The sequence below is a fragment of the Marinomonas phycocola genome, from assembly GCF_047525455.1.
Taxonomy (GTDB): domain Bacteria; phylum Pseudomonadota; class Gammaproteobacteria; order Pseudomonadales; family Marinomonadaceae; genus Marinomonas.
Window position 1 is genome coordinate 1 of sequence record NZ_JBLIXL010000017.1, and the last position, 20,512, is coordinate 20,512.

18 protein-coding genes and 2 pseudogenes are annotated in these 20,512 nt (G+C 39.7%); 9 read left to right on the forward strand and 11 right to left on the reverse strand.

The window, feature by feature from the left end; genetic code table 11:
- The 5 genes and pseudogenes from tnpB to ACMUMJ_RS12165 form a co-directional block, all read right to left on the reverse strand.
- Positions 1-138, reverse strand: a 138-nt coding sequence (gene tnpB, locus ACMUMJ_RS12145; RefSeq protein WP_414679179.1) for an IS66 family insertion sequence element accessory protein TnpB, incomplete at its 3' end; no start/stop codon positions are given.
- Positions 139-656: 518 nt separating this feature from the next.
- Positions 657-1,268: a DUF8309 domain-containing protein gene (locus ACMUMJ_RS12150; protein WP_414679116.1), complete on the reverse strand. Its 612-nt coding sequence runs from the start codon at positions 1,266-1,268 to the stop codon at positions 657-659.
- Positions 1,269-1,322: 54 nt separating this feature from the next.
- Positions 1,323-1,793 carry a hypothetical protein gene (locus ACMUMJ_RS12155; protein WP_414679117.1) on the reverse strand — a complete coding sequence of 157 codons (471 nt, stop codon included), beginning with the start codon at positions 1,791-1,793 and terminating at the stop codon, positions 1,323-1,325.
- Between the two features lie 372 nt (positions 1,794-2,165).
- Entirely contained in the window at positions 2,166-2,855 is a 690-nt protein-coding gene (locus ACMUMJ_RS12160; protein WP_414679118.1) for an Imm43 family immunity protein, read from the reverse strand.
- Positions 2,855-3,112 (reverse strand): annotated as a pseudogene (locus ACMUMJ_RS12165) (AHH domain-containing protein); the annotation flags it as partial. The gene ACMUMJ_RS12160 and the pseudogene ACMUMJ_RS12165, both read right to left, overlap by 1 nt.
- Positions 3,113-3,514: 402 nt before the next feature.
- Between ACMUMJ_RS12165 and ACMUMJ_RS12170 the strand changes: the two are divergent.
- Positions 3,515-4,027 (forward strand): hypothetical protein, encoded by a 513-nt coding sequence (locus ACMUMJ_RS12170; protein WP_414679119.1) that lies wholly within the window; start codon positions 3,515-3,517, stop codon positions 4,025-4,027.
- A gap of 6 nt (positions 4,028-4,033) precedes the next feature.
- A complete protein-coding gene (locus ACMUMJ_RS12175; RefSeq protein ID WP_414679120.1) occupies positions 4,034-4,429 on the forward strand; it encodes a hypothetical protein in 396 nt (131 codons plus the stop codon).
- Positions 4,430-4,511: 82 nt separating this feature from the next.
- Here the strand turns inward: ACMUMJ_RS12175 and ACMUMJ_RS12180 are convergent.
- Both ACMUMJ_RS12180 and ACMUMJ_RS12185 read right to left on the reverse strand, forming a co-directional pair.
- A pseudogene (locus ACMUMJ_RS12180) lies at positions 4,512-4,682 on the reverse strand (transposase); the annotation flags it as partial.
- 99 nt (positions 4,683-4,781) lie between these two features.
- Positions 4,782-8,726 carry an ATP-binding protein gene (locus ACMUMJ_RS12185; RefSeq protein WP_414679121.1) on the reverse strand — a complete coding sequence of 1,315 codons (3,945 nt, stop codon included), beginning with the start codon at positions 8,724-8,726 and terminating at the stop codon, positions 4,782-4,784.
- Between the two features lie 260 nt (positions 8,727-8,986).
- Here ACMUMJ_RS12185 and ACMUMJ_RS12190 point away from each other — a divergent pair, with 260 nt between their 5' ends.
- The 5 genes from ACMUMJ_RS12190 to ACMUMJ_RS12210 all read left to right on the forward strand — a co-directional run bounded on the left by ACMUMJ_RS12190 (position 8,987) and on the right by ACMUMJ_RS12210 (position 13,595).
- The gene (locus tag ACMUMJ_RS12190) at positions 8,987-10,537 is read left to right on the forward strand and encodes a response regulator (RefSeq protein WP_414679122.1); all 1,551 of its coding nucleotides are present in this window, start codon (positions 8,987-8,989) and stop codon (positions 10,535-10,537) included.
- Positions 10,538-11,048: 511 nt separating this feature from the next.
- A complete protein-coding gene (locus tag ACMUMJ_RS12195) occupies positions 11,049-11,795 on the forward strand; it encodes a carbon-nitrogen hydrolase family protein (RefSeq protein ID WP_414679123.1) in 747 nt (248 codons plus the stop codon).
- Positions 11,796-11,924: 129 nt separating this feature from the next.
- The gene (locus ACMUMJ_RS12200) at positions 11,925-12,524 is read left to right on the forward strand and encodes a LysE family translocator (RefSeq protein WP_414679124.1); all 600 of its coding nucleotides are present in this window, start codon (positions 11,925-11,927) and stop codon (positions 12,522-12,524) included.
- Between the two features lie 205 nt (positions 12,525-12,729).
- Entirely contained in the window at positions 12,730-12,852 is a 123-nt protein-coding gene (locus ACMUMJ_RS12205) for a hypothetical protein (protein WP_414679125.1), read from the forward strand.
- Positions 12,853-13,079: 227 nt separating this feature from the next.
- Positions 13,080-13,595, forward strand: coding sequence for a P-loop NTPase family protein (locus ACMUMJ_RS12210; protein WP_414679126.1), 516 nt, complete (start codon positions 13,080-13,082; stop codon positions 13,593-13,595).
- Positions 13,596-13,767: 172 nt separating this feature from the next.
- Here the strand turns inward: ACMUMJ_RS12210 and ACMUMJ_RS12215 are convergent, their stop codons facing one another.
- The 3 genes from ACMUMJ_RS12215 to ACMUMJ_RS12225 all read right to left on the reverse strand — a co-directional run bounded on the left by ACMUMJ_RS12215 (position 13,768) and on the right by ACMUMJ_RS12225 (position 16,424).
- Complete coding sequence (locus tag ACMUMJ_RS12215) at positions 13,768-13,977, reverse strand: hypothetical protein (protein WP_414679127.1); 210 nt, start codon at positions 13,975-13,977, stop codon at positions 13,768-13,770.
- A gap of 354 nt (positions 13,978-14,331) precedes the next feature.
- Positions 14,332-15,579 carry a glycosyltransferase gene (locus tag ACMUMJ_RS12220; RefSeq protein WP_414679128.1) on the reverse strand — a complete coding sequence of 416 codons (1,248 nt, stop codon included), beginning with the start codon at positions 15,577-15,579 and terminating at the stop codon, positions 14,332-14,334.
- An 83-nt stretch (positions 15,580-15,662) separates the two neighbouring features.
- Positions 15,663-16,424, reverse strand: a complete 762-nt coding sequence (locus tag ACMUMJ_RS12225) for an FCD domain-containing protein (RefSeq protein WP_414679129.1) — start codon at positions 16,422-16,424, stop codon at positions 15,663-15,665.
- A 380-nt stretch (positions 16,425-16,804) separates the two neighbouring features.
- Here ACMUMJ_RS12225 and fabV point away from each other — a divergent pair, with 380 nt between their 5' ends.
- Complete coding sequence (gene fabV / locus ACMUMJ_RS12230) at positions 16,805-18,007, forward strand: enoyl-ACP reductase FabV (RefSeq protein WP_414679130.1); 1,203 nt, start codon at positions 16,805-16,807, stop codon at positions 18,005-18,007.
- A 132-nt stretch (positions 18,008-18,139) separates the two neighbouring features.
- The gene (locus ACMUMJ_RS12235; RefSeq protein WP_414679131.1) at positions 18,140-18,748 is read left to right on the forward strand and encodes a hypothetical protein; all 609 of its coding nucleotides are present in this window, start codon (positions 18,140-18,142) and stop codon (positions 18,746-18,748) included.
- A gap of 78 nt (positions 18,749-18,826) precedes the next feature.
- Here ACMUMJ_RS12235 and ACMUMJ_RS12240 read toward each other — a convergent pair whose 3' ends face one another.
- Entirely contained in the window at positions 18,827-20,506 is a 1,680-nt protein-coding gene (locus ACMUMJ_RS12240) for a methyl-accepting chemotaxis protein (RefSeq protein WP_414679132.1), read from the reverse strand.
- Positions 20,507-20,512: the final 6 nt, after the last annotated feature.

Here is a 20,512-nt window from a genome sequence, read left to right on the forward strand (position 1 = left end):
AAAGACAAAGAGATGTTCAGAACAAGGCTCCAACGCCAGATCATAAGCCACTACCTCACATAAGCCATTAATGGCTTTACGCATATCGGTTGGACCACAAATCAAGGTAATAGAAACTTGGGGTGAGGATGTAAACATAGAGTGATGATTCCTTAGACTAAAGAAATTATCACTCTATGTGAATCGAAATTTGATTGTTATGTGTGGTTTGCTGGACGCTTACCATTATCAACCTGTCCGTCCTCATATTTTGGCCTATTTTTTGGATCAGAATACGGAATTTTCTCTTCCTTATCCTTCGAACACCCAGCCAACCCCAACGGGTCCACCCAATCCTCAGAGTTATGTAATAAGCTTGGGGTCTGTGGTACTTGTCTGTACATAGGCTACTGTGTTGGCCTATTTGGGTCTATTAACCCTGAATTCAACCGCAAGCGTTCTGACCTCGATTGTTTTGGTTTTTTACTTTAAAGTAACTCTGGCTCCTTTTATTTGTATCGGTGGCGATTATAATATTGGCCCGATTCTATATCGAGTATTTGTCCGTAAATGTGTCATTATTCAGGTATGACACGTAAGAAAGACCGCTCACCTGCACCTGAAGTCACATCGTTAATGGGAGCAAAAGGTGTCATACTCATTATAATTTCAAAACATTATTCATATTTAGGCACACCTATATCCCACATTTCCTGAACTGTCTTAAGTGAATAGGGATCACTTCCATGAAACCAAATTTCTTTCAAAGGATCTATCGGCTTTTTATACTCAAGTGAAAGTAATAATCGACGAACAAATTCATATCCAGTGTTATATCCAGTTAGCTCACATTTATTATAAAATTGACTATCTGATGTGATATTTCTTTCTATTATTTTATTACCCATTATACCTTGATCACCTTCATTTGGATCTATTTCAACAATATTATAAATCAATTCCTCATCTTTCATAAAAACACCATACTGGCCTTTATCCTTACTTATAAACCTTGTCGGAATTACAATATTTTTATTGTTTTCAATATTTTTATTTTTAATACGTCCGACAGAAGTCTGTTTAAAAAAACTATTAAGCATCATTGTAACTATTAACGGATTTTCATTATTTAAATTATAATAATTATTACTCGTACAAAAATCTTTCTTACTTACAACACTAAAAAAGGCAGCGTAAGGCTTAGCCAACAATTGACTTATTATATATAAATCATTTTTCAATTTGATTGAGTGCAAATCGCCTTCTTTCCACGAAAATCTTTTGATCATTGTTATCCATATCCCTTACTGGTATTACTTTCAGTATTGGTTGTAAATTCGCGATTAAATTACAGCATTAAGCCATTCTTGGAATACATCTTCTAAATTATCAAACTCATCCGTTAATTTTCCTTGTTCATCGTCCCACTCGTAAATTTTTCCTGATTCCTTTCCTATTGCATAAACTCCAATACCTGCTTGATACATAAATGGGATTGACTTTTCTGGAAATAAAGGCTTCTGACCTTCAGCCCAAGTATTAAATTGTGCTAACCCTTCTACTACTTCTACTCCCTCTATAAACTTAGGTTCATTCAATGAAGAAATTTTAAAGGTACTTGAAAACAAATCTATGCGGTCAAAAGTAGTGTAAATATCTCCGATGCTTTTAAGAAAGCAGACTTCATCGGTATTGTTAACCGCTTTTTTGAATAAAACGGAATGCTCACCTGAGTCATGTGCAATTTCAAAACGATCATCAAACTCAGAAACGTTTCCTCGTCTATTATGGTTAATCCAATTTAATAATTTCATTGTCCATTTCCATTCAGATGGTTATTTTTCAGTTGAGACCGATTTAAGGAAGGTTGCCAGAAGATCCGGCTTGCGTTCCATTGTGATGATACTTTCTGACATGACCAGCATGACCACTACGTAACGGCCTAACATTATCAGCCACGGCAAGAGTATTATAAAAAATGAGCAGTATTAACATAGTTTAGAGCAAAAAATGTTCGATTGGTGGCATGGAATCATGCTCCCGAATAGACTTTATTGTTAAAAACATCTTTAGTGCGCAAATATCGAACAAATCACTTCAGTTTTAGACTATCAATAGCATTTATAATGCGCTAGCGGTGAATGCGGCCCCATTTATTCTAGTTGAAGTTGGCTGCGCGTCCTTTTTTAAGGTAAGTTTTTCTTTACTTTGGGGAGTAAGCTTTCTAATGAAACTTTATAATCTGTGCAATACTCTTCAAAAGCCTCATTCAAAGGGATAATTTTAATACCTTTAAAGTTTTTTTCTTCGATGTCCTCTTTTAATCTTTTACTAATAATTATTAAAATACTTAAACCATAAACTCTCCCAGATAATTCAAAGCAATCATATTTGTTCGCATTTTCCGTTAACACTATAGAACCTGTAGGTATGATCTCTTTTCGTTTACCTATTTTATATTTTGACTTTTCAACATCATAAAAAATTCTATCCTTATTCTTCTGAACTCCTTTTTCCCAAGTTCCTCGATCGAATGCAAAATAGTTAAATTTGTAGTCACTTTGTTTGCCTGCCATCCAGACTCTAAGATTTTTTTTATAATTAGGGGCCAAATTATATTCATTTATTAGTAAATAAAGTTCTTCTGATATGATGTGACCTTGGTCATGATAATAGTCACAGTCTAATTCTTCATTTTTATTGAAATTCCAATAAATTTCATCGTTTATAATTTCTTTTACATCATACGGGAAGGAAATTTTTGAACTACATATAGGTAGTTTATCTCCTTTAATAATGTCTAGTAATCCATTTATATGAGTGGGTTGATATGGGTTTTTAAAATCATTCATTAATACAAAAAAGTCATTTTTCATTAGTTCAACCTTACTTTACAATTTTTTGAAACTCGTCCATTCCAAATATTATTTTTAAGCTGAATTTGTTCGTTCCTAACAGCATTCCTAGCTTCTTTTTTATTCAATGATCCCTCGTCATAATCGTTTCTGATTTGACTTAATCTCTTTTGTACATCTGTAGAATAATTATTATGATTAGAACTGTGATAAACAGGCATTCCTTTACCAATTCCATCCTTAAACACACTTTCACTTTCCGGCATCAAAATACCATTTTCTACACTATCTCTGCGGCCCCTATGCCTATTTCGTTAAAAAAAGTGTCATTTTTGTCCCAAACTTCTACTGGGATAACATGATAATCTGTCTCCAGTTGTTGCCCCCATACTACGGTTCAGTTTCCCGCTATTCAACCTCAGCGGGTCCACCCAATCCTCAGGATTATGCACATACGCTTCCTCGCCATGCCTATGGGGTCGGTGTTGAAATACTGACAACTATCAGAATAATACAAGACACCCATTAACTTAGTAGCTATGATCTGATTCCTATATTTAGGTAAATTATAAGCGATAGACCCCTACAGAATCATTAAGCCATTACATACACAGATTGACAATAAAAGGTCACCTTGTGCTAAGATTAATAAATAAGTACATCAAGGTTAAGGCTTAGAAATGGATGAACAAATTAAGATAAATTTTAAGGACTTTTATGCTTTAGTGTTATGGGATCCAAAGCTTGTAAACTATGAAAATCCAAAGGGTATAAGCGCTAGCTTTTTCTTTAAGTGCTTGTATCAATTATCTAAGAGCAGTAACCGACCAGAAACAAAAACGTTACTGGAAAAGATCACTAAAGAACTAACTATTTTGGTTGATGCCATGCAAATAGAACGCACAGCTATTAAACAAAAGTTACCCAATGCTTGTATTCTAAATAATCCATTAACAACTAAGCCTAAAACAGTAGTCATTAATAGTGAAGACAGCTTATGCAAATCTAATGCATTATTACTCCGCACTATTGTTACATTTGATAATTTACTGCATTTAATTTATCAATCTTATTTATTGAATTGTGCTAAACAAAAGGAATATTACAAGTTAAGGCGACATTGGGGTAGACGCATTCGCTTTATACTTGAAACAGGCTTTTTTGAACTTCGACAGCTACATAAAGAATGGTGATTTTGTATGACGGCAACCCTACACCCTTTAGTGAAACAAAGTGATTACATTAAGTTAGAAGACGGTTCTTTTTCTCTTCCTGCAACGGACGATTATTTGCTTTTAGACGGCGCGTTTTGTGATGACCCGCAGCAAGGTGCATTAGATTACAATCGTGCTTTGATTAAATACTTAAAACGCAAAGCCAATAACAATTTTGGACAACAAAGATACAAACGGATTTTTACACAGTACGCAGATAATCGTAGAATAAAAAAAGTCATGGCCGTGTTGTCAGCGGCTCGAAGCCACAACGAAAGAGAGCAGGCCAAGCTATATAAAGAAAGCGGGGTCGACAGTATGCTAACCCGCCTAGAATCAATTTTATTCTTTTACATCCCTATTGAATACCTCGAATCTTAAAGATACCTTGGAGAAGTTACTTCCATTTGAGATCGGATAACATACCTAAATTCAGATAATAAGTACGACACCGCAAAATAGGCATAGACGTGATTTCATACATCGCATCCTCCATAGCAGAATTGTTCATGGTGTACCAATATTGCATGCAGTGAATACAGAGCATGGTTAATAGCGGGTAGGGCCTTTTGCCATTTACGGCTTTGGGGTAAAAAGGCTCAACCGCCTCTTCAAGCTGATGCCAAGACATCAACTCATGCGATAAAGGAAGGTCAAATGATAATCACATCTCATAACAACACCCTCAGTACTGCCACCATTAGCAGGTTGAGGGTGTTTTTTGAGTGTGAGTTTACGCAGGGTTGAGATCTGAATTCACTTTTTGTACTAAAGTGAGTGCCGTTTCAAAATTGTATTCTTCAATGGCCTCGGTAATCAGTGTCCATTGAGGGTTTGGCCCAGATAAAGCGATGAGTTTGTCTAAGCTGTTTAGCGCATCAGAATCATATTCTTCTAGCAATTGTATCAATTGCTCTAATGTGTCTTGTAACTCTGGGCTATTAACCAGAGGTTCTGCACTGACTTCTTGTTGTGTGTTTTCTTTGGGTTGCAGTGCTTTAATAGCACTGATAAAAGGTTCCAGTATGTGTGCTAGTTGAGTAAGGTCGGGCTGTTTATGTTGTTCTAAATGAGATTCTACTATTTGGGCTGCATGCTGAATGTTTTTAGCGCCAATGTTGGCGGCAACGCCTTTTAATGTATGTGCTAGACGTTCTGCTTCTTTCCATTGATTGCTTGCAATGCCAGTTTGTAACAGGGCGATGCAATCTTGTTGGGAGTCAGCAAACTTAAACAGCAATTTTCGATATAAGGTTTTATTCCCTTGCAGGCGGTTTATGCTCTCTTCGAAGGCTAAGCCGGGTATGGTGTGCAACAAACCATCGTCTTCTTCTGCGGCTGTTTCGTTGAAACCCTCAATAGGGCCATCGGTTATTGAGATAGGAGAGGATGACGCATCTGTAATGACCCAGTGTGAGAGCTTGGCGTGCAATTGTTCAGCCAAAATAGGTTTGGATATGTGGTCATTCATACCGGCTTGAAGGCACTGATCTTTGTCGGATTGCATGACATTGGCTGTCATTGCAATGATCGGGATAGATTGCCACAGCGGGTTTTGACGAATGGTTTTTGTCGATTCGTAGCCATCCATTATGGGCATTTGCAGATCCATCAAAATGGCATCATACGGGCCGTTTTCCATTGCTCGAATGGCTTCAACGCCATTACCCGCAATGTCTGCACTTATTTTGATGAAGTTCAGCATCTCCATGGCAACCTGTTGATTGATTTCATTGTCTTCCACGAGTAAGACATGCGCTCCGTGATAAGGTGGTTTTTCCTCATCTTGTGGATGGACAGAATGCACAGGAATGTCCAATGACAATGCTGTGTGAATTGCTTGTTGTAATGTGGTGGGGATGGTCGGGTTTTGCAGGAATGCATCCCAGTTGAGACCGCCAGTTACGTTATCCGGATGATCTTCAGGTAACGAACCTGTTGCAATAATAACGGCTCGATTTGCAGGGGGTTCTTGACTGTAACGTATCAAATCAGAGTGTTGCGCGTCAGCTAGATTCAGTATTAGCAATGCTGGACAAGAGTCGAGCAACGGCAGGAGCGCTTGCGTTGTATCGACTTGGGTTACAGACATGCCAAGTTGTTGTAAGTAGCGAGTTTGTAGTTGTGCTATTTTACTGTTGTGTTCGAGCAACACGACTTGCCCCGGCAGTTTTTTTGATAGATCTGGTAGCGCAACCGATTCGGATTGTTCATCTTTCCCTAGGCGAATGTTGAAGAAGAAACAGCTGCCTTTGCCTGATTCACTTTCTACGCCAATGGCACCGCCCATTAGCTCGGTGAGGTGTTTGCTAATGGTCAGCCCCAACCCTGTCCCACCGAATTTACGAGATGTGGAACCGTCGGCTTGAGAGAACGCTTGAAACAAACGTCCTTGCTGCTCTTCGGTGAGGCCAATGCCAGTATCTGTAATTGCAAATTTCAGCCAATGGTAATCGTCGTCTACGTCTTGTGTTGTGATGGTTAAGCAAACCTCACCTTCTTTGGTAAATTTGATGGCGTTATTCACAAGATTGATTAGAATTTGCCCCAAGCGCAATGAATCCCCAATGGCATAGTGAGGCAGATCCGACGGCAAATCGACGATTAAATCTAAGCCTTTATTCGCGGCGTTCATGGAGGTAATCATCGTTAAATTTTCAATGACCTCCTGAATACGAAACGGTGCGTCTTCTACATCCATTTTACCAGCTTCAATTTTTGAGAAGTCCAGTATGTCATTAAGAATGCTCAAGAGTAGATGAGAAGAGGTTGAAATTTTCGTGAAATAATCTCGTAATTTGGCATTCATTTCCGTTTTTAATGCTAAATGGCTCAAGCCAATGATGGCGTTCATCGGTGTACGTATTTCATGGCTCATATTCGCTAAAAACTCGGATTTAGATTGAGCGGCGCTTTCTGCCAGCTCTTTTGCTTCGTTTAGCTTGATTTCAAATCGGCGTTGTTCGGTCAAATCGATCATACCGATTACGCTAAGGTCTTCGAAAAACGTAGAATGAATTTGGAAAAGTCGTATTGTTCCTGTGCGACATACGAAATTGACTTCTATCGGTGGAGCCGCTTCTTCTTGTTCACTGTTGGAAAGAAGATACTGCTGCTTTACTAAGGTAAGAATTAAGTGCCGATAATCTTCGTCAGGCATTAACAGTCTAGCAAGTTGTTTCATATTCGATGCGTCTTGGATGGTGTAGCCTATCAAATGCTCAAATTGGGTATTCAGTGACAAAATATCCAATGTCTGAACATTTACGACCATCATTGAAATTGGAGATAGCCTGAGGATTTGCTGGGTCTGCAACTCTTGCCTTTCTGCTTGTTGTTTTGCGGTAACAAACTCTTCAGTACGTAGCTTAACCTTCAACTCCAGCGTTTCGTTAGCTTGAATCAGCTTATTTGTTGCTGAATCTAGGTTTATCCGCATGGTCTCATGAGAGCTAAACAGTTGTTGGATTTCAAAAATAGGGCTTTCCATCCCTTTTCGCGCGGATAAATCCATTCGTGCAATACGTTTGCTGTGGCCTAATAATTGCCTGAGTGGCCTAACAAATTTTTCGGCCATCTGGACAGTAACTAAAGTGGATAACAATAAGACTAGAACTAGTATGCCGATTAGCTGATAAGTACGCGAGCTGGTATTGGGTGAGAAGTCTGCAATGGGGGCCATTACCGCAGACCAAATTGTATTGGAGCCTATTTGAAAAGGTGTAAATTTGGCGGCCCAATCGCCTTGCTCTTCACTGTAACGAATAATGTCATTGGCTTTTTTGCCTGTCGCGGCCCAGTCCTGAGTAATGTTTAATAATGCACCTTCCAAGGATTCATCAATCGATTGAAGGATCAACTTCGATAGATCTCTTGACTGTGTTAGGCTGCTGGCTGGCAATCCCAACATAGTGAGGTCGTCTGTTAAGACCATGGTTTGTCCTTGCTTACCAAACGTTTGCGAAGAGGTAAAAGCAGATAAATTGTTAAGTTGGACGTCCAGAGCAAGAATTGCGTCTCGACCATCTTTAAGGCGCCAGCGTATCGACGCCGTGATACCTGGCGCTTGAGCGGTAAAAAAAATATAAGGTGCAGTCCAGTGTATTTGATTTTCAGGCATGGCGAGTGCACCTTTAAACCAAGGGCGTAAGGTTGGATCATAGTCATTCCGACCCCAACTACGTTCTGGTAGCTGATCTAAACTGTTCCATTTATTCCAGCGAGTAAACATTCCCCATTCAGGCAAATTTGTCATGCGAGTTGTCCAGTGACCGTTATCTTGCTTCATTAGGAACCATTCTGTGCCATCACTGGTGGCAAAGATAGCGCCTGAAATGATGTCTCGCTGCTTCAAAATTGGAGAGAAAAGGTGGTTAAGTTCGTCAATGTCTTCGGGGAGATAATTTTTATTGATAAGCCAATGTTCGCCTACTCGAAGTAGGTCTTCTACTTCATCAAATAGACCGTCCATTTTGAATTGTATTTGTTGGTTAACCAAATTGACTTGAGCACTCGATATTTCGTCGGCAGAGGGGTCAAGGATAAGGAGTTTGCTACCGAGAAAAAAAGTACTTAGACAAAGAGATAAAAGTATTAAGGTACGTAGGATTAAACTGGTGCGTATGGTGATGGTTCCGCGACGATCAAAATCTTGACTGGGAGTATTGTTCAGCTTCATGCTTGGCTCTCTCATATTAAGTATGACTGAGTGGCTATCCTTAGGTACCTAAAGAGGTTTTGTACTTGTAGATAGCAAAACTATTTTATTGTTCCGTTTACATATCTTAACATATACTTGTGTTATTAAATGGGCTTTGGATATTTTTTGTACTTTATAGGTATGACGTTCCTCTTATTTAGACGTCTTCAAAATACGCTGTCATACCATTTATTCCAGATGCTATACGGTAGTCTGAACAGAGAGACATGGGAGTTCTAATGGAGAAAATGGCGGGGAAAATTTGCCTAGTCGTGGATGATCAAGAAACAATGCGTCAGCTAGTCAGTCGGTCATTAAGGCAATTAGGCTGTGAACAGGTATTGGTGGCCTCTAATGGAGTAACGGCTTTGGGCATACTTGATAACCAGCATGTGGATATGATCATTTCAGATTGGAATATGCCCAATATGACAGGGGTTGATTTACTGAAAGCGGTTCGTGCTAACAGTGACACGGCGTCCATTCCTTTTTTAATGATGACAGCAGAAACCGACCGCCGCCGAGTGTCTGAAGTGATTTCATCCGGTGTGTCTGGCTTTTTGATAAAACCGTTTAACCTAAAATTGTTGCAACAAAAAATTGAACACAGTTTGTGTGTTGGTAATCCCGTATTAATGGCGGAGTTGGAGCGTTCTCAGGCAGAAGAGGTGGCTCCCAGCACAACAGGAAAAAAAGACGCTGCGACCTTGTTGGTTGTAGATGATACGCCCAGTAACCTAGATGTGATTGTGAATTTGTTTCGTAATGAATATCGAGTCAAAGTCGCCACATCAGGTGAGCAAGCACTAAAAATTTGTATGGGTGCGCCACCGGATTTGATTCTATTGGATGTGATGATGCCGGGCATGAATGGTTACGAAGTCTGTGAAAAACTGAATGAAAATCCAAAAACACAAGGTATTCCAGTCATTTTCCTTACGTCGAAAGGTGCGGCTACGGATCTAGCAAAAGGATTTGACGTCGGTGGAGTGGATTATGTGGTTAAACCTTCTGATCCAGTAGTCGTGCGAACTCGAGTTCGTAACCAATTGAAGCTTAAAGACGCTCGTGATGAACGTTCACAACAATTGGATTTAATGGTAGAGAACACACGCCTTAAGGAAGAAGTACAGTACCTTATGCGTCATGATTTAAAGACGCCTTTGGTTTCCATGTTGCACCATTTATCTGAAATGGCAGCGGATACAACGCTGGAAGAAGACAACCGAGACAGAGTTATTTTTGCGGAATCAGCGGCGTATAGAATGTTAGCGATGATCAATGGTTCTCAGGACATGCTGAAAATGGAAAAAGGCCAATATAAAACCAAAACACAGAAAGTTGATATCGGGCATTTATTATCAAAATTACAAAGAGAAATCGTAGGTATCTCTACCGAAAAATCCGTTACCGTCACAGTGCGTCACTCTGAGGCTGCATTAGTGACAGGAGAAGAGTTGCTTTGTTACACTTTATTAACTAATTTATTAAAAAATGCAATTGAAGCGGCACCTTCAATGACGGAGGTAAGTGTTGACACTAAGACAGTGAAAGACGAAGTAGTTGTGAAATTGAGCAATGTTGGTGGGGTTCCAAAAACAATTCAAAAGAACTTTTTCGATAAATACGTTACGGCAAACAAAGCTGGCGGCACAGGTTTAGGAACTTATTCTGCCAAGCTTATGGTGCAAGCGCAAGGAGGAACGATTCAGCTAGACTCCGCTGATACGGAATGTACGACAGTGTGTGTCCGTTTACCCAAATGGCAAAAAGAAGGCGTGTCTGCATAATAAAGCCTCTTTACGGTAGTGGATATAACTGGTGTATTAGTACTAGGCGCATCAACACTAGAACTTGGTTAACTTAACATTATAGGTGCTTGATGATGTAATGGTCTATTTTGAACAATTTAGACTGCCCATATTATTCTTCATTACAGGTGTTTGTGCCGTAATTTTGTTATCTAAGACAACGGCCAAACAGTTCGCAATAAACAAATTCTCAACGGTCGATTATCGTCATGATTATGCCGTTGTATGATCGCTTAGCCGTTAAACATCACCGTGAAAGGAGGTATATGAATCTCAAACAATTAGGTATAGATGATATTGAACAACTTAAAATTGGAGAGCATGTGTTTGAGAGTTTATTTATTGTAATGTACTGTATTGTCGTATATTGAAATGCAGGCAACATGATAACGCATTCAAAAAAACTGAATACATCAGGCCTGTTCGTCCCACTTAATTCTAGTCTATTAGATTGAGCTTTTAGCAACATGTTATGTTTTAAGGAGGAAACTTGAATACAGATGTCACTATAAGTTTGGCTCAAATTTCGGTCGTGAAAGGTGATTTGCAAGCAAACCTTGCTCATCATGTTACGGCAATTGAGCAATCATCTAAGAACAAAGCAGACATTGTGGTATTTCCTGAGTTATCACTGACGGGTTATGAACTCGAATTGGTTGCAGAATTGGCCGTTCATCCAACGGCTTCAAATTTTCAAGAACTCTCACTAGCGGCTGTTGAAAATGACATCATCGTTATAGCAGGGTGCCCTTTAAGCGTTCATGGCATCGCTAAGCCAACAATAGGTGCTGTAATTTGTTTTCTTGATGGCTCTGTTCAATTTTATTCAAAACAGTATCTACACTCTGGGGAAAATGAGTATTGTTCATTCGGCTCGGTTGGTTACCGTTTCAATGTAAAGGGGTATGAAATAGCATTGGCTATTTGTGCCGATTTTGCAGCTCCTGAGCATTCGAAGCAAGCTAGAGAGTCAGGCGCTGATATCTATATTGTAAGTGCGTTAATTTCTAATAATGGCTTTGATTTTGACGCTGGAATTTTATCTGGAATAGCATCTAGGTACGATTTTCCTGTCCTTTTGAGTAATCACATATCTGTCACTGGAGGCTGGGCAACTTGTGGTAAAAATTCAGTCTGGAATTCGACTGGTGAGCATGTTTTTAGCTCTGACTCCGTAGACAGTTGTTTGGTCTTATGTACGATTGCTGGCAACATGCTCGAAGTAACGAAAGTATAACAAGATGAGATGATGCCAATAACGAATTTTTAACTAAAGTGTCGTCTAATTGCCGTGTTATCCATTAGGATCAAGTTATGAATGTACGGGAGTTTCAGGATTTTAATTTAAGTTGTTTGGTTGAATTTAGTGATTGATTTACAAGGTTTTATATTAGCAATATTGCCAATAGCGCTTTCTCCTGGAGCCAGCTTTACTCTTGCGATATCGAGTGTTTCATCATCGGGTTTTCGAGGTGTGTTGAAGGTTATTGTAGGGACGGGGCTTGGTATTGTCGTTCACGGGATATTGGTTGGTTTAGGCGTTTCAAGTGTCATTGCAGAGAATGCGATGTTACTAAATGCCTTGACGTTGTGTGGTATCGCGTTTCTATTTTATCTTGGTGTTAAGCTTTTGGTATCGGGGTTTAATGCTCGTTCGGGGGCTTCCTTCGCAGTAAAAAAGATTGGTGTTAAAGACGCCTTTCTATTGAATATCTTCAATGTTAAAGCGTTATTGTTTTATCTCACTGTTGTGCCGATGTTTGCAGGTGCCGACTTTATACATTATCTATACCTTTCTTCGCTACATGTTTTTATCATGCTGGCATGGACAAGCGTGTGCAGTCTGTTGTTTATAATGGCACAAAAACAGTTAAGTTTTGCAAAGGTTAGTCTAGTTGTAAATGTTGCTGGTGGTGTGTGTCTGGTGTATTTAGCTTGCGTGTCTGCTTTTGCTTTCAATCGCTAATCGCTTTGTGAGTGAGATATGATGTGTAGGTAAGGACTATAGTGGCGTACTTAATTGAGTTTGAAGAATATAAAATGCATCGGACTCTCTTTCTCAGGCAGTGTCAGTGATGTATTCTCTGACACAATGGATATCACAGAACGTTCAGTTGTCAAACAATACAATCAGAGCAATAACGCTGTTGAATATTTAAAGTAGGCAAATCATGTCCAACATTGTTGAAGTAAGCCTCCCTACCAAAGCGTTGCCTGCGAGTTATCAGGAAGAAGGAGCATTTGCAGATTGTTATTATATGGATATTCCACGGGACGTTACGTTAGAGGAGTGATTTAAAGGTTTTTTCAGATCGTCATGTAAGACACTAGCGGTTGAAATTAATGCATTCAGCCACTAGGATAGAGGTATGAAAATACATCTTACACATCAGACAGCTCGAATTATTATCATTCCATAGGAATGGTGGTGTTTTGATGTGCTTTTACTTTGTCAAACCCGCCCAAGAGGCGGGTTTTCTATTTCTGCTTCATGGGATTGGTTTTAATCAATGGAGGCAGTATGAAAAAAGTAGCGGTTTTTGGCAAACCAGGAAGTGGTAAATCTACGTTAAGTAAAGGACTATCATCTGTGACGGGAATACCGTTGTATTCGCTAGATTCAATTGTGTATAAAGCCAATGGAGAGAAGGTTGATCGAGCCATGTACGATAGTGCGCATGGAGAGATATTGTCCTCAGACAGTTGGATCATTGACGGCCTTGGCCCGATTGCATCATTCTACGAACGGCTCGATGCGTCTGATACCGTGATTTATATCGATTTACCTTATGCGGTTAGTTATTGGCTAGTGACAAAGCGTCTGTTAAAAAGCGTGTTTGTAAAGCCCGAAGGCTGGCCAGATGGCAGCTCAATGTTAAAAGGAACATTGGCCAGTTATAAAATGCTGAAACTGAGCCCAACTTTTTGGAATGATGATTTTCTACAAAAGCTAGAGAGTCTGTCGACAGACAAAACCTTGCATGTGATTCGATCTGTTTCTGAATTGAATTGTTTTATTGGGAGGTGTGGACGTTAAGGCGTTCAAATAGTGACAATGAAGCTTTGGGTAGTTTTGAAAGGTGGAAGGTGCGCGTTGATGTTTTTATTCTAGCGCTTTCACCTTGGTGGTAAAGTAAGCTGTTTTCTAAGTGGATATTCTTTTAGAAAATCTTACCGTACCTCTCTTTTGTATCGTATCTGTTCAGTATTTAGGCTTGTTGACCTTTTGGCGACATGTGAGTCAGAACATTTTTGATGTTAATAGTGAATTGTTTGATGGCACGGACAGCAAAAATAATTCCGTCACTGATTGCTTCTGCACGTTCAGCGTTGGCAATTGCTTTGGCTTTTTCAAATTCAGACATGTAGTTTGTATCGATGTTTTCTAATAATTGCACAAGTGTTTTTTCAGTGTTCATTAGTAGTACTCCTAGGTTTTAGGTTAAGAACGTTCTCTCTTTCAGTGGTGTTATAGTAGAAACACTGGGTGGATAAGACAAACGATTAATAATACCCTGATAGGTGAATAAAACTAATCTATAAGAAGTGGAAGCTAAATCTAGCTCACATAATTTACTCGCTTTTTTACGTCGCTCAAATCGCCAAACTAGGGTTAGGTGGATTTTGATATGATTAAGCATCATTTGTCTGAAAATACGAGTACGAATTTTATTTTTTTATAGAACGTCTTAAAACAAGTGGGGATGTGCAACTATAAAAACCACTGACTAGAATGTGAGAAAATGGCTTTATAGTCTGTAGAGATGAGTTTTTTATTGTGTATTTTCCGTGATGTGTTTGTTTTTCGCTTCAATCCATTGTGACATGTACTGTGTGCTTTTAAGGCTATGATGACGGAGCATCATGCTCATAAAATTTTGTTTTCGTATGCTTGATAGTTCGCTTTTGTGCTGTAGTAAGCGTTGGATGAAAGGAGCTTCAAGCTGTGTTATGTCGTATTTCTTCTGTAATATGGCCTCACCATTTTTTTGGCATTCTTGCCATTTCCCTTGATCTTGATATAACGCGATGGCGGCATTAGCAAAATCGATAGGGTTATCTATTATTTCACCGTTCCAAGGAAGGTTATCGTGCATCGCTTCTGCTCCAATTTCCGTAGTTATGCTGGGAGTGCCCATTTCCATGGCTTCAACCAATTTCCCTTTTATACCGGCTCCAAAGCGGAGGGGGGCAAGTAAAATTCTAGCTTGATGCATCATCGCTTTGGCGTCTTCTGCCCAACCCTTGATATGGAATCCTTGTTTTACATTATGAAGTTGTGTGGCTTTAGGGGGGGGGTAAGCGCCATAAATATGCATTTCTACGGTGGGTAACGCTTTACGTATGAGAGGCCAAATCTCGGTTTTGAGTTGCAAAACAGCGTCCCAATTAGGTGCGTGGCGGAAGTTTCCAATACTGATGAAATGTTGTCTTTCACTAAAGGTGAGACGTTGTTGACGATCCTCTTTGGTTGTCATATGAAGCATAAATGGCAGGGCATATAGCTGTGTTGCAGGGACGCTAAAGTGTGTTGTTAACAGTTCCACTTCTTTATCGGAAATCATTAAGGTTAAATCGCTACGGAATATGGAGGCAATTTCTCGAACAGTATGTTCATTATGCATGTCCAGAATATCAAATGTTTTGTTTTGTCTGATGGCTTGATGTCTGGCTTGACGTAGGCTGTGTAGGTCTTCGGTATTGAGTAAGCGTAGTGCATCAGGGCAATGTTTTTCAACTCTCCAACCAAATTGTTCTTCCATCATAAAACGGTCAAACATCACCATGTCAGGAGCGAGTTCTTGAATAAAGTCATCGAAGCTGCTGTTATTTAATTCAATCGCAACCGAGGTAATGCCAAGGATGTCTAAATTTATCATGTGCTCTGTTTTTTGCGCGGGGCTGGCGAAAGTGATTGACCAGTTTTGGGCGCGATAACTGGTTAATAATTGCATCATACGGCTACCCGCCGCAGAGGAATTTGGTTCTGGCCATACATAGCCAATAACAAGAATGTTCACAGTATGCTCTTTCGTTAATAGTGGTTATAAAAAGGGGGTATTTTGTGTTTTTCAGTACACATGGTTATGCGTTATGTTGTGAATTAACGAAGAAGATTGGCTTGTTGTAAGGCTCGTTGTCGGCGAGACTCTAGACGGCTTACTTCGAGTAAAATATTTTCAACGTAAGATAAATGCTGATGAATGGCGGCTTTGGCCTCTTGTGGATTGCTGTTCATAATGGCTTTGTAAATGGTGGTGTGTTGCTCCATAACTTTTCCACGCGCTTCGGAATGTTGAAATAAATACTCCAAATTGGATGAGATGCTTTGAGCCAGCATTTGAAATAAGGCTCTCATGGTGTGCAGCATGACGGAGTTATGAGCGCATTCGGCAATGGTGAGGTGAAACTCTGCATCAAGCTTGGATTCTGATGTTGGGTCTTTGAGTGTATTGGCTTCAACCAGTGCTTTGTAGGCTTTGGTTAATTTCCTCTTGTCTTCATCGGTACTGCGAATGGCTGCATAGTAAGTAGAAATGCCTTCAAGTGCGTCCCGAAATTCTAGTAAGTCATAGCGAAATTCAGGGTGAGTAGACATGGCTTGTAAAAGAGGGTCACGTAAATCACTGCCTAAATTGTCACTTATGTAATTCCCTCCGCCTTGCCTGCCGATCACCATTCCTTTTGCTTTTAAGTTTTGGATGGCCTCACGCAGTGAAGAGCGCGACACATCGAAGCGTTCTGCGAGCTCTCGTTCGGGGGGTAAGCGATCTCCAGGGTTTAATAGACCTTCTATCATCATGGTTTCCAACTCTTTGGTGATGAGGTCTGAAAGCTTTCCTTGGAATGGAAGTGTGCGAGACATACTGCTGCCTATTTTTTGATTGTATTGCATAAAATCATAATTGGTAAGACCACTAAGCTCAATACTTTTATCTTACCTTTTTGAGGAATTAAGCTTTGTTGCTCGCCGATAGGGTCTATTACTGTATAAAAGAGCTGATTGTCTTATTGGTTGAGTAACTCTGGCTTTTGATTGTATTGATAGTTGTGCTTTAGAAGGTGAGGTTTTATTTGCAAAAATACGCTTATTGAAGGACGAGATTTAGGTTTGAAAAGACAAATTGGGACATCTCCCTAGCACTATTGTATTATGAGCCACTAACTTGCACGCTTGGGAAATAAGGATACGTTATGTTTGCTTTTCAAGTGTGGGATTTACTCAACTAAACATGAGATTTTTATATGATAATACAGCCCAAAATCAGAGGTTTTATTTGCACGACAACGCATCCAACTGGATGCGATTTGAATGTGAAAGCGCAAATCGAGCAAACAAAACAAAAAGGAGTAATCGAAAACGGCCCTAAAAAAGTGCTCGTGATTGGTTCATCAAGTGGTTATGGTTTGTCTTCACGAATTGCGGCTGCTTTTGGCTCTGGTGCTGCGACATTAGGTGTTTTCTTTGAAAAGCCTGCAACTGAAAAGAAAACGGGGACTGCGGGTTGGTATAATGCGGCGGCTTTTGATAAATATGCCCATGAAGCTGGCTTGTATGCAAAAAGCGTTAACGGTGATGCCTTTTCAAATGAAGCCCGTGAAAAAGTAATCGAGTTAATTAAAGAAGATCTAGGTCAAATTGATATGGTCGTTTATTCGTTGGCTTCGCCAGTACGAAAATTACCTGAAACTGGAGAGGTCGTCCGCTCCGTATTAAAGCCTATTGGAGAAGCATACCGCTCCACTGCCATCGACACGAACAAAAATGTCATTATTGATGCAGAAATTGAACCCGCTACAGAAGAAGAAATCGAAGCAACTAAAGTGGTTATGGGTGGCGAAGATTGGGAACTTTGGATGTCGGCACTTCAATCTGCGGGTGTTTTAGCGGATGGTGCACGCACCGTGGCGTATTCTTACATTGGCTCAGACATTACTTGGCCTATCTATTGGCATGGTGCGTTGGGTAAAGCCAAAGAAGATTTGGATCGCGCGGCGTCTGAAATTCATGCTGAACTGTCTAAAACAGGTGGCAGTGCCAATGTTGCGGTATTGAAATCAGTCGTTACACAAGCGTCATCGGCTATTCCAGTTATGCCTTTGTACTTGGCGATGGTTTTCAAAATCATGCGAGAGCAGGGTGTTCATGAAGGGTGTATGGATCAAATTAACCGTATGTTCTCTGAGCGCTTGTTTAATAACTTGTCTCCAGAAACGTTAACAGACGAATCCAATCGTTTTCGGTTAGATGACTTGGAATTGCGTGATGATATTCAAGCCGCATGTCGTGATTTATGGCCTCAAGTGACAACTGAAAACTTGTTTGAAATGACAGACTATCAGTTGTACAAAGACGAATTTCTGAAACTGTTTGGTTTCGGTGTTGATGGTGTTGATTATCAAGCGGATGTGAGCCCTGAAGTTGAGTTCGATGTTATTACTTTATAACGCAGAGATAAATATTTTGTTTTGATGCTGTAGAGCGAAGAAAAAGGAGCCAGTGATGATCACTTGCTCCTTTTTTATTGTTGAAAGATAACTTACTATTCTAAATGTTGTGTTTTTTTGGATGAAAGTAAAATGAGTCGATGGTTCTACTGTCATAAAGGTTCTTTTATCAACACTTGTTTTGTTTTTGGTATGGTCGCATCTCCTTATGCTTTTCCTCAGAAGGTCATTGTAAGGGACGTCGATGTTATTTATGGTAGTGAGGTGGTGAGTGGCAAGCATCAAATTGTCATTGCTTCTCCTCCTGAAGTATCCATAGTACCTGCTGAGAAGAAAAAGGAATTTACACTAGGGCCAAATGTTGTCGTTGGCTCTAAAACAAACGGTCGGTTTTATCTAGAAGAATCCGAGATTGCTGAACGAGAGCAAAAAATCTATAGAGAAGTAAATCGTAGAACAAAAGATGCTCCTTTTACTGTTCTGTTTACAGGCAATATTCCTGCTGAGATTCAAGCTAAGCGTTTACAGTTAATGCCAGAAATTGGTGTGTTTGGAAATCAATTGGATAAAATTAATAAAGACAGAGCGGCTAATCAAACAGAAGAAAAAGCGGCAGAGGATGATCCCGTTATTCCTGAAAATGTTCCTGGTGTACAAATTCTTGGTAGCGATGATCCGACGAAGGGCGACACCGAAGATCAAAATGAGGATGCGTTACTGGAAAAACTGATAGGTGGCTGAATCTCATAATACACAAGATTTGGTGACTCAAGTTTTTGACGTCTCTTGTCTGTATCATACGTACCTGTTGTCTGGTCGTTAAATAATTTTAAATTGGTTGATGAGGTTTCTTAAGCTTACGGATAATGCAGCAATCTCTGCCGTTGCTTGGCTGACCATAGAAACCCCCATTGAATTTTCTTTTGCTGCATCATTCAAGCGAGTAATGGACATATTAACGTCTTCTGTTACCGCATTTTGTTGCTCTGCTGCGCTGGCAATTTGCAAATTCATGTTACTAATGCTGTTTATTGCGGAGTAGATTTCTTCAATGGATCCCTCTGCTTTGGTTGATAGTAGTACAGTAGCTTGTGTTCGTCTATGGCCTTCTTCCATTGCATTGCTTGATGATTTTGCTTCATCTTTAAGCCTATTGGTTGTGTGTTGTACTTCGGTGATGGAATCTTTAGTTCGACTTGCTAGTGTGCGTACTTCATCAGCGACAACGGCGAACCCTCTTCCTTGCTCTCCTGCACGAGCCGCTTCAATTGCGGCATTTAAAGCCAATAAATTGGTTTGTTCTGCGATACTTGTAATGACTTCTAAGATAGCGTCCACATTACTTGTTTCAGATTCTAAGTTTTCCACAGTGGATTTGATGTCTTCAAACTCATTCGCCAGTGTATTTACGGAGTTACTTGCTTGGTTTACTGTGTCTCGACCGATTAAAGCATGTTCTTTTGCTTGATTGGTAGTAAGTGATGTTTCTTGAGCGTTAGTGGCGACTTCTTGTATTGAACTGCTCATTTCATTCATGGTGACAGCAACATGTTCTAATTCTCTATTTTGAATGAGTATATTGCTGGCTGTTTGTGTGGTGATCGTGGTGACTTCGTGAGTAGATTTGGTTAATTGTTCTGACGCGGTAGCAATCTCATTAACCATGTCTAATAAGTTCTGAGTCATGATGCTCATTGCACTCAGTAATTGCCCTGTTTCATCTCTAGATTTAACTTCCACTTGAACCGTGAGATCTTTTTCAGAAAGACGTTTTGCTACAGCTGTTGCATAACGAAGAGGTTTGGTAATAGAGCGAGTAATCGTAATGCCCAAAATTAACCCTGTGATAACAGAAATAATACTAATCCAAAACATTTCATTAAGTGCTGCTTCTTCATGGTGTATGGCTGTTTCCAGGGCATGTTTAGTCATGTTTGCAATTTCTACTAATAATTCCTCTAAATGGTTATTTAGAAGGTGTTGTGCGCTTTCTAATTGAATGACGCTTTGAGCGTTAATAGATTCACCTTGAAGCAATTTTGCAATAATTACCTCTACTTGACCCTTGAATTTAATATGCTCATTTTCAATGCTATGCAATACTTTTTTTAAATGAATGAGTTCTTTTTCAAGCTCTTTTGAGATTGCGTGTGTCTTAGCAATGTCTAAAATGGCTTCACCTTGTTTTATCTCTAGATCAATCTCAATCGCAAGTTGTTTAATGGTGTTGGTTAAATCTGAAACCGATTCTTCGGAGCTGGTAATACCAGCAATTCGAAAAGCTTTCTCTAAGGCAATAGATTTTTCTAGCTGCTTAATGGTTATGTCTGAGATTAGAGCTGTCAGAGGGATGTCTTCTGAGTGAACCGTTTTTAACTCGTGTCCGATAGAAGATACTCTTAACATTCCAAATGTGGATGAAATTATAAGAAGAAGAATAATTACTCCAACAGCGCTGCCAATTTTTTGTCCGATTGGACGATCCTTGAAAAAGTCCATACAAAA

Coding starts and splice junctions, on each gene's coding strand:
- ACMUMJ_RS12205 (WP_414679125.1), top strand. CDS start 12,730: ATGTCCAACATTGTTGAAGTAAGCCTCCCTACCAAAGCGTTGCCTGCG.
- ACMUMJ_RS12215 (WP_414679127.1), bottom strand. CDS start 13,977: ATGAACACTGAAAAAACACTTGTGCAATTATTAGAAAACATCGATACA.
- ACMUMJ_RS12235 (WP_414679131.1), top strand. CDS start 18,140: ATGAGTCGATGGTTCTACTGTCATAAAGGTTCTTTTATCAACACTTGT.
- ACMUMJ_RS12170 (WP_414679119.1), top strand. CDS start 3,515: ATGGATGAACAAATTAAGATAAATTTTAAGGACTTTTATGCTTTAGTG.
- ACMUMJ_RS12155 (WP_414679117.1), bottom strand. CDS start 1,793: ATGAAATTATTAAATTGGATTAACCATAATAGACGAGGAAACGTTTCT.
- ACMUMJ_RS12190 (WP_414679122.1), top strand. CDS start 8,987: ATGGAGAAAATGGCGGGGAAAATTTGCCTAGTCGTGGATGATCAAGAA.
- ACMUMJ_RS12150 (WP_414679116.1), bottom strand. CDS start 1,268: ATGATCAAAAGATTTTCGTGGAAAGAAGGCGATTTGCACTCAATCAAA.
- fabV (WP_414679130.1), top strand. CDS start 16,805: ATGATAATACAGCCCAAAATCAGAGGTTTTATTTGCACGACAACGCAT.
- ACMUMJ_RS12160 (WP_414679118.1), bottom strand. CDS start 2,855: ATGAAAAATGACTTTTTTGTATTAATGAATGATTTTAAAAACCCATAT.
- ACMUMJ_RS12240 (WP_414679132.1), bottom strand. CDS start 20,506: ATGGACTTTTTCAAGGATCGTCCAATCGGACAAAAAATTGGCAGCGCT.
- ACMUMJ_RS12185 (WP_414679121.1), bottom strand. CDS start 8,726: ATGAAGCTGAACAATACTCCCAGTCAAGATTTTGATCGTCGCGGAACC.
- ACMUMJ_RS12175 (WP_414679120.1), top strand. CDS start 4,034: ATGACGGCAACCCTACACCCTTTAGTGAAACAAAGTGATTACATTAAG.
- ACMUMJ_RS12210 (WP_414679126.1), top strand. CDS start 13,080: ATGAAAAAAGTAGCGGTTTTTGGCAAACCAGGAAGTGGTAAATCTACG.
- ACMUMJ_RS12225 (WP_414679129.1), bottom strand. CDS start 16,424: ATGTCTCGCACACTTCCATTCCAAGGAAAGCTTTCAGACCTCATCACC.